This is a genomic window from Vannielia litorea (assembly GCF_018424695.1).
In the GTDB taxonomy this organism is placed as follows: Bacteria; Pseudomonadota; Alphaproteobacteria; order Rhodobacterales; family Rhodobacteraceae; genus Vannielia; species Vannielia litorea_A.
Window position 1 is genome coordinate 1 of the sequence record NZ_QTNQ01000136.1, and the last position, 6,291, is coordinate 6,291.

Annotated in this window: 8 protein-coding genes and 1 riboswitch; of the genes, 5 read left to right on the forward strand and 3 right to left on the reverse strand. The window is 67.1% G+C overall.

Going from position 1 to position 6,291, the window contains the following annotated elements:
• Positions 1-84 precede the first annotated feature (84 nt).
• Positions 85-528, reverse strand: a complete 444-nt coding sequence (locus tag DYI42_RS22805; RefSeq protein ID WP_213549281.1) for a MaoC family dehydratase — start codon at positions 526-528, stop codon at positions 85-87.
• A 114-nt stretch (positions 529-642) separates the two neighbouring features.
• The gene (soxR, locus tag DYI42_RS22810) at positions 643-1,140 is read right to left on the reverse strand and encodes a redox-sensitive transcriptional activator SoxR (RefSeq protein WP_213549273.1); all 498 of its coding nucleotides are present in this window, start codon (positions 1,138-1,140) and stop codon (positions 643-645) included.
• A 74-nt stretch (positions 1,141-1,214) separates the two neighbouring features.
• Between soxR and DYI42_RS22815 the strand changes: the two genes are divergently transcribed.
• From DYI42_RS22815 to gltX, 3 genes are all read left to right on the forward strand, one after another.
• Positions 1,215-1,595, forward strand: coding sequence for a VOC family protein (locus tag DYI42_RS22815; RefSeq protein WP_213549274.1), 381 nt, complete (start codon positions 1,215-1,217; stop codon positions 1,593-1,595).
• A gap of 357 nt (positions 1,596-1,952) precedes the next feature.
• On the forward strand, positions 1,953-2,378 hold the full coding sequence (locus tag DYI42_RS22820; RefSeq protein WP_213549275.1) for a DUF1801 domain-containing protein: 426 nt from the start codon (positions 1,953-1,955) through the stop codon (positions 2,376-2,378).
• A gap of 58 nt (positions 2,379-2,436) precedes the next feature.
• Positions 2,437-3,759 (forward strand): glutamate--tRNA ligase, encoded by a 1,323-nt coding sequence (gene gltX / locus DYI42_RS22825; protein WP_213549276.1) that lies wholly within the window; start codon positions 2,437-2,439, stop codon positions 3,757-3,759.
• Between the two features lie 128 nt (positions 3,760-3,887).
• Here gltX and DYI42_RS22830 read toward each other — a convergent pair whose 3' ends face one another.
• Positions 3,888-4,445 (reverse strand): gamma-glutamylcyclotransferase family protein, encoded by a 558-nt coding sequence (locus DYI42_RS22830; protein WP_213549277.1) that lies wholly within the window; start codon positions 4,443-4,445, stop codon positions 3,888-3,890.
• 62 nt (positions 4,446-4,507) lie between these two features.
• Positions 4,508-4,596: riboswitch (glycine riboswitch) on the forward strand.
• Between the two features lie 121 nt (positions 4,597-4,717).
• On the opposite strand from DYI42_RS22830, the gene gcvT reads away from it, so the two are divergent.
• The gene (gcvT, locus tag DYI42_RS22835) at positions 4,718-5,821 is read left to right on the forward strand and encodes a glycine cleavage system aminomethyltransferase GcvT (protein WP_213549278.1); all 1,104 of its coding nucleotides are present in this window, start codon (positions 4,718-4,720) and stop codon (positions 5,819-5,821) included.
• 18 nt (positions 5,822-5,839) lie between these two features.
• Positions 5,840-6,199: a glycine cleavage system protein GcvH gene (gene gcvH, locus DYI42_RS22840; protein ID WP_213549279.1), complete on the forward strand. Its 360-nt coding sequence runs from the start codon at positions 5,840-5,842 to the stop codon at positions 6,197-6,199.
• Positions 6,200-6,291: the final 92 nt, after the last annotated feature.

The following is a 6,291-nucleotide window of genomic DNA, read 5'->3' on the forward strand; positions in this document are numbered from 1 at the left end:
CTTCGGCTGCGCCTCATCGGCCCGGGCGGCGGGACACGTCCCGCCCTGGGGCCCGGCTGAAGGGGAGGTGGGCCCCAGTACGCGTCAGTCGAACTTGGCGGAGGGCGCCAGCACCGTGGCCTCGCCCTTCAGCACCGGCTTGCCGTTCACCAGGCAACGGGTGTCGAGCTGAACGCGGCGCTTGTGGTGGTCGATCCCGATCACCTCGACCTCGGCCAGCACCATGTCTCCGGGCCGCACCGGGGCGAGGAACTTCAGCGTCTGTCCGAGGTAAACCGTGCCATGCCCCGGCAGCTGCTCGCCGATCACCGCCGACACGAGGCCCGCCGTCAGCATCCCGTGGGCAATGCGGCCCTCGAAGATGGTATCCTGCGCGTAGGCGTCATCGAGGTGCACCGGGTTGCGGTCGGTGGAGACCTCGGCAAAGAGCTCGATGTCACGGTCGGTCACCTGTTTGCGCAGGGACCGCACCATGCCGATCTCAATATCTTCAATGCAGATCGTGCCGCGGGGCATATTGTCGAGCATGTCCGTGTCCTCCGTCATGGGGCGGCTATACCGCCTTTGCTGCGTTGCGGCAATATGGCAGAGAAATATAATTCCGCAATCTGCACTTATGTCGCAACTTTCGTGCGAGCAAGATTAATGCTCGCCCACCTCCCCGATCTCGTCCGACCGGTCGCCCATCAGGTAGCGCGGCCCCGCCCCGCGCGCGGCGGCCTTGTCCTGGGCGTTGTAGAGCGTGCACCGCTCAAGGCTCAGACAGCCGCAGCCAATGCAGCCGTCCAGGTCATCCCGCAGCCTGCGCAGCGTCTCGATCCGCTGGTCGAGGCTGTCGCGGAACTCTTCGGAAATGCGCCGCCAGTCCTTCGCCGTAGGGGTGCGGCTCTCGGGCAGGGCCTCCATCAGCGCCTTGATCTGGGGCAGGGTGTAGCCGAACTGCTGGGCAATCCTGATGAAGCTGACGCGCCGGATGTCGGCCCGCCGAAACCGCCGCTGCCCCGAAGGTGCCCGCATCGGCGCAATCAGCCCCTCCGCCTCGTAATAGCGAAGCGCACTCACCGCCAACCCGGCCCGTTCCGCAAATTGCCCGATCGAAAGCACGTCTGCCGGCCTCAGCCGCCCCGCCTGTTTCGCCATCCGAAATTACCCTTTGAGCTAAAGTTAGCTTTAGGAATTACGGTGGGAACAATCGCAACACAAGGAGATTCGCCATGTCGGCCCAACTCGAACACGTCAACGTCACCGTCTCCGATCTCGATCGGGCCCTGTCGATGCTTCACGACCTCTTCGGATGGGAGCTGCGCTGGCGCGGCAGTTCGATCTATGGCGGGGAGACGGCACATGTGGGTGGAAAGGACAGCTACCTCGCGCTCTACCGCCACCACGATCAGCAGGCGGCGCAGCAATCCACCTACCACGTCACGGGCGGGCTGAACCACGTGGGCGTGGTGGTGGACGATCTCGACGCCGTGGAGCAGCGAGTGAAAGACTACGGGCTCAAGCCCCGCTCCCACGCCGACTATGAGCCGGGGCGGCGCTTTTACTTCGAGGATTGGGACGGAGTGGAATACGAGGTGATTTCATACGCGTGAACCGAATCTTCACGCTCTGCTCCTAGAACGGCCTCAACGGTTCGGGCCTTTCCCCCGGGGCCAACCAGCGAGCCGCAAACGCACGGGCCCTCCCTCTGCCCGTGCGACCCCAAGTAGGGTGGGTGAAACCCACCGCCGTGCCACACCGCATCACGCGCTCCCCAAGGTACGGGCCCCATACGGTCGGCAGAACCCACCCTACATTCGGCGTCCCGCTCCACATCCGGCGGAACCGCCCCGCAAGGCCCGCGTTCCGGTAGGCCAGGCGCCCCGTCTTGCGCGCAAGTCCAGCAATCACCCGGCCACTCCCGGCTGCCCGCCATTGACGCACCGCGCGCGCCCCGGCCATGCTCCCCCATGGCCAACGCCACCCAACCCACCTCGGAAGATCCCCGCAACTTCTGCGAGGCCGTCGCCCACCCGGGCCGCCGGGAAGATGCCCTGCGCCTGCTCCATCTTTTTGCTGAAACCACCGGCTACGCCCCCCGCATGTGGGGCCCCTCCATCATCGGTTACGGGCGCTACCACTACACCTACGCCTCTGGCCGCGAGGGTGACTGGCTGGCCACCGGCTTCTCGCCGCGCAAGGCCAACATGGTCGTCTACATCATGCCCGGTTACACCGACTTCTCCCACATTCTCGCTCGCCTCGGCCCCCACAAGCTGGGCAAATCCTGCCTCTACCTCGGGCGGCTCTCCGGCATCGACACGGGCGTTCTGGCCGAGCTTATTCGCGCCGGGCTGGAAGACCTCGCCACCCGCTGGCCCGTTCACCCCCACTAAACTTGTGCGCCCGCCCCGCATGGCGTAAATCGCGGCCCTGACCCGCAAGGACACCGCCATGACCACCACCCGCTTCGCCCCTTCGCCCACCGGCTACCTGCACGTCGGCAACCTGCGCACCGCGCTGTTCAACTGGCTCATCGCCCGCAAGGCTGGCGGCCAGTTCATCCTGCGGCTGGATGACACCGACCCGGAGCGCTCCAAGCAGGAATACGCGGACGCCATCAAGGAAGACCTGACATGGCTGGGGCTGGAGTGGGACCGGGTGGAAACCCAATCCTCCCGGCTTGACCGCTACGCCGAAGCCGCCGACAAGCTGCGCGAGATTGGCCGTTTCTACGAGTGTTTCGAAACCCCCACCGAGCTGGACCTCAAGCGCAAGAAGCAGCTCAACATGGGCAAGCCGCCGGTTTACGACCGCGCCGCGCTGGAGCTGACCGAGGCGCAAAAGCAGGCCTATCGCGAAGAGGGCCGAACCGGCCACTGGCGCTTCAAACTCGACCACGCGCGCATCGAATGGAATGACGGCATCCTCGGCGACATTTCGATTGATGCGGCCAGCGTGTCCGATCCGGTGCTCATTCGTGGCGACGGGCAGGTGCTCTACACCATCGCCTCGGTGGTGGACGATACCGAGATGGGCATCACCAATGTCGTGCGCGGCTCCGACCACGTGACCAACACGGCAACCCAGATCCAGATTATCGAAGCGCTCGGCGGCACCGTCCCCAGCTTCGCCCACCACTCGCTGCTCACCGGCCCGCAGGGCGAGGCGCTGTCCAAACGCCTCGGCACGCTGGCCCTGCGCGACCTGCGCGACCGGGGCGTGGAGCCGATGGCGCTGCTGTCGCTGATGGCCCGCCTCGGCTCGGCAGACCCGGTGGAGCTGCGCGCCTCCCACGACGAGCTGATCGAGGGCTTCGACCTCACCAAGTTCGGCTCCGCACCAACCAAGTTCGACGTGGAAGACCTGTTTCCGCTCACCCATCGCCACCTAGCCGCCCAGCCGCTCTCGGCGGTGGCCAGCGAGATCGAGGCGCTGGGCGTGCCCGCCGATCAGGCCGAGCGCTTCTGGGGCGTGGCACGCGAGAACATCACCGTTCTCGCCGACCTTCAGGACTGGTGGAAGCTCTTCACCGAAGGTGCCGCGCCGCTGGTCGCCGAGGAAGACAAGGCCTTCGTCACCGAGGCGCTCGGAATGCTCGGCGAGCCGCCCTACACCGAAGCCACATGGGGTGAGTGGACCTCAGCCGTGAAGGAGGCCACGGGCCGCAAGGGCAAGGGCCTCTTCATGCCGCTGCGCAAGGCGGTGACGGGGCGCGAGCGCGGGCCGGAGATGGCCGATGTGATGGCGTTGATGCAGGTGAAGCCGGGGAGGTAGGGCGGGGCCGCTCTTCGGCCCCTTCGGTCCTCATCGCAGCCCGCAGGGTCGGGCGCCCGATCCCTCCGATGCGAAGAGGGGCCGAAGGGCTCCGATGAGCCGCACCGGGCAGCGGGGCAAGCCCCGCCCTATGCCACCCCGACGCCAAGCCGGCGCAGCCCCTCGTCCACAAAGGCCCGCTCCGCCGCGCTGACCTCCGTCGCGCGCGGATAGATCGGCGCGGCCCGGTCGTCCACCACCGTGGGCGGCCAGCCCGTCGTCGTTTCGAAAAAACCCAGCGCCCCGGCCTCGCCGAAGACGTCGCGAAAGCCCTGCACCACCGTATCCACGTAACTCAGCAGCACCGGGTGGGCGACGTCCGGCCCCGCGCCGTTCTCCGGCGACACGGCATAAACCTCCACCCGAACGTCCCCTGCCGCGTGGTCGCAATGCGCCGAAACCTCGTGCCGCCCATAGGCGCGCTCGCGCAAATCCAGCGCCGCCCAATCGGCGCCCGGCACGTGGGCAATCAGCCCCTCGATTTCGGCCCCTTCCCACGGCTCCGCGCTCAGGAAGGCCACATCGCGCAGCACGGTCGAGCGCCACACCCGCCGCCAGCCCTTGAGCCGGGCCGGAAAGGCCGGGTCATGCTGGTGGGTCGCGCGGTTGACGAGGCTGCCGTAGCCAAAGAAGTAACTGTCGTTCATGGCGCGCAACCTGTCGGTCGCAAGCCATCTTGTCCAGCCGGTCGCGCCGCGCTAACCATGGGCCACCCGTTCGTGGAGAATCTGGCCACGCGCCAGTGCCGAAGGAGCAACCGCCCCGGTAAACTCTCAGGCACCCGGACCGGACGGTTGATAAACTCTGGAGAGAGGCCGCGCGCGGCCCGCCGAAGGGATAGCGATCTCAGGCGAAAGGACAGAGGGGGCACAGAAACGGGCGCATTGTGGCGCTTCACTGTGGCTTGAGGGGACGAGATTTGACCGATCTGAAACGCACACCGCTCTACGCGCTGAACGAGGAGCTGGGCGGCAAGATGGTGCCCTTTGCGGGCTGGGAGATGCCGGTGCAATTCGCCCCCGGGGTGATGAAGGAGCACCTGCACACCCGCGCCGCCTGCGGCCTCTTCGACGTGAGCCACATGGGGCAAGTAGTGCTGCGCGGGGCAGGGGCCGCCGAGGCGCTTGAGGCGTTGGTGCCGGTCGACCTGATCGGCCTCAAACCCGGCCGCCAGCGCTACGCGCTCTTCACCAACGACGCGGGCGGCATCCTCGATGACCTGATGGTTGCGAATTACGGCGACCGGTTGCTGATCGTGGTCAATGCCGCCAACGCAGAGGCCGATATCGCCCACATGCGCCGCGCGGGCCTTGAGATCGAGCCGCTGGAAGACCGCGCCCTGATCGCCCTTCAAGGCCCCGCCGCCGAGGCGGTGCTGGAGGCGGTCACAGGCGCGGTGCCCGGCAAGTTCATGGACGTGGCCGAGGTGGAATCGAGCCACGGCGACCTCTGGATCTCCCGCTCCGGCTACACCGGCGAGGACGGCTTCGAGGTGTCGGTGCCCGCCCGCCACGCCGAGGAGTTCGCCCGCAAGCTCCTCGCCCATGAGGCCTGCGAACCCATCGGCCTCGGCGCCCGCGATTCGCTCCGGCTGGAGGCGGGCCTGCCGCTCCACGGCCATGACATTGACGAAACCACCACCCCGGTGGAAGCCGCGCTCACCTTCGCCCTTTCCCAGGCCCGCCGCGCGGGCGGGGTGCGCGCAGGCGGCTACCCCGGCGCCTCCGTGATCGAAGAGCAGCTTGCCGGCGGCCCCGCCCGCCTGCGCACCGGCCTCCTGCCCGAAGGCCGCGCCCCGATGCGCGAAGGGGTGCCGCTTTTCGCCTCGGAGGACGCCGCCGAACCCGTGGGCACCATCACCTCCGGTGCCTACTCCCCCTCGCTCGAACGGCCCATCGCAATGGGCTATGTGCCCACAGAAGCGGCAGATCCGGGTACCGGCCTCTACGCCGAGCTGCGCGGCAAGCGGCTGCCCCTTGTCACCGCGCCCATGCCCTTCCAACCTTCCACCTACAAACGCTGACCAACAGGACCGACCCCCATGAAATACACCGAAGACCACGAATGGCTCCGCGTCGAAGATGATCTCATCGTCGTCGGCATCACCGAACATGCCTCCACCCAGCTTGGCGACGTGGTGTTCGTCGAACTGCCCGAGATCGAAACCGTCGTGGCCAAGGACGACGAGGTTGTGGTGATCGAAAGCGTCAAGGCCGCCTCCGACATCACCGCCCCGCTCGATGGTGAGATCGTCGAAGTCAACGAGGCCCTCACCGACAACCCCGCGCTGGTCAACGAAGACCCGCTCGGCGAGGCCTGGTTCTTCAAGATCAAGCCCACCGACATGGCCGAGTATGACAGCTACATGGACGAGGACGCCTATCAGGACATGATCTCCTGACGCGCTGGACCGGGGGCCGCTCTTCGGCCCTCCCGGTCCTCATCGCAGCTGCGAAGAGGGGGCGACAGCCCCCGATGAGCTGCCCCCTGACC

Bases quoted from the DNA above. Each gene is read 5' to 3' on its own strand.
- DYI42_RS22815 (WP_213549274.1), top strand. From the start codon at position 1,215: ATGTCGGCCCAACTCGAACACGTCAACGTCACCGTCTCCGATCTCGAT.
- DYI42_RS22820 (WP_213549275.1), top strand. From the start codon at position 1,953: ATGGCCAACGCCACCCAACCCACCTCGGAAGATCCCCGCAACTTCTGC.
- gltX (WP_213549276.1), top strand. From the start codon at position 2,437: ATGACCACCACCCGCTTCGCCCCTTCGCCCACCGGCTACCTGCACGTC.
- soxR (WP_213549273.1), bottom strand. From the start codon at position 1,140: ATGGCGAAACAGGCGGGGCGGCTGAGGCCGGCAGACGTGCTTTCGATC.
- DYI42_RS22830 (WP_213549277.1), bottom strand. From the start codon at position 4,445: ATGAACGACAGTTACTTCTTTGGCTACGGCAGCCTCGTCAACCGCGCG.
- DYI42_RS22805 (WP_213549281.1), bottom strand. From the start codon at position 528: ATGCTCGACAATATGCCCCGCGGCACGATCTGCATTGAAGATATTGAG.
- gcvH (WP_213549279.1), top strand. From the start codon at position 5,840: ATGAAATACACCGAAGACCACGAATGGCTCCGCGTCGAAGATGATCTC.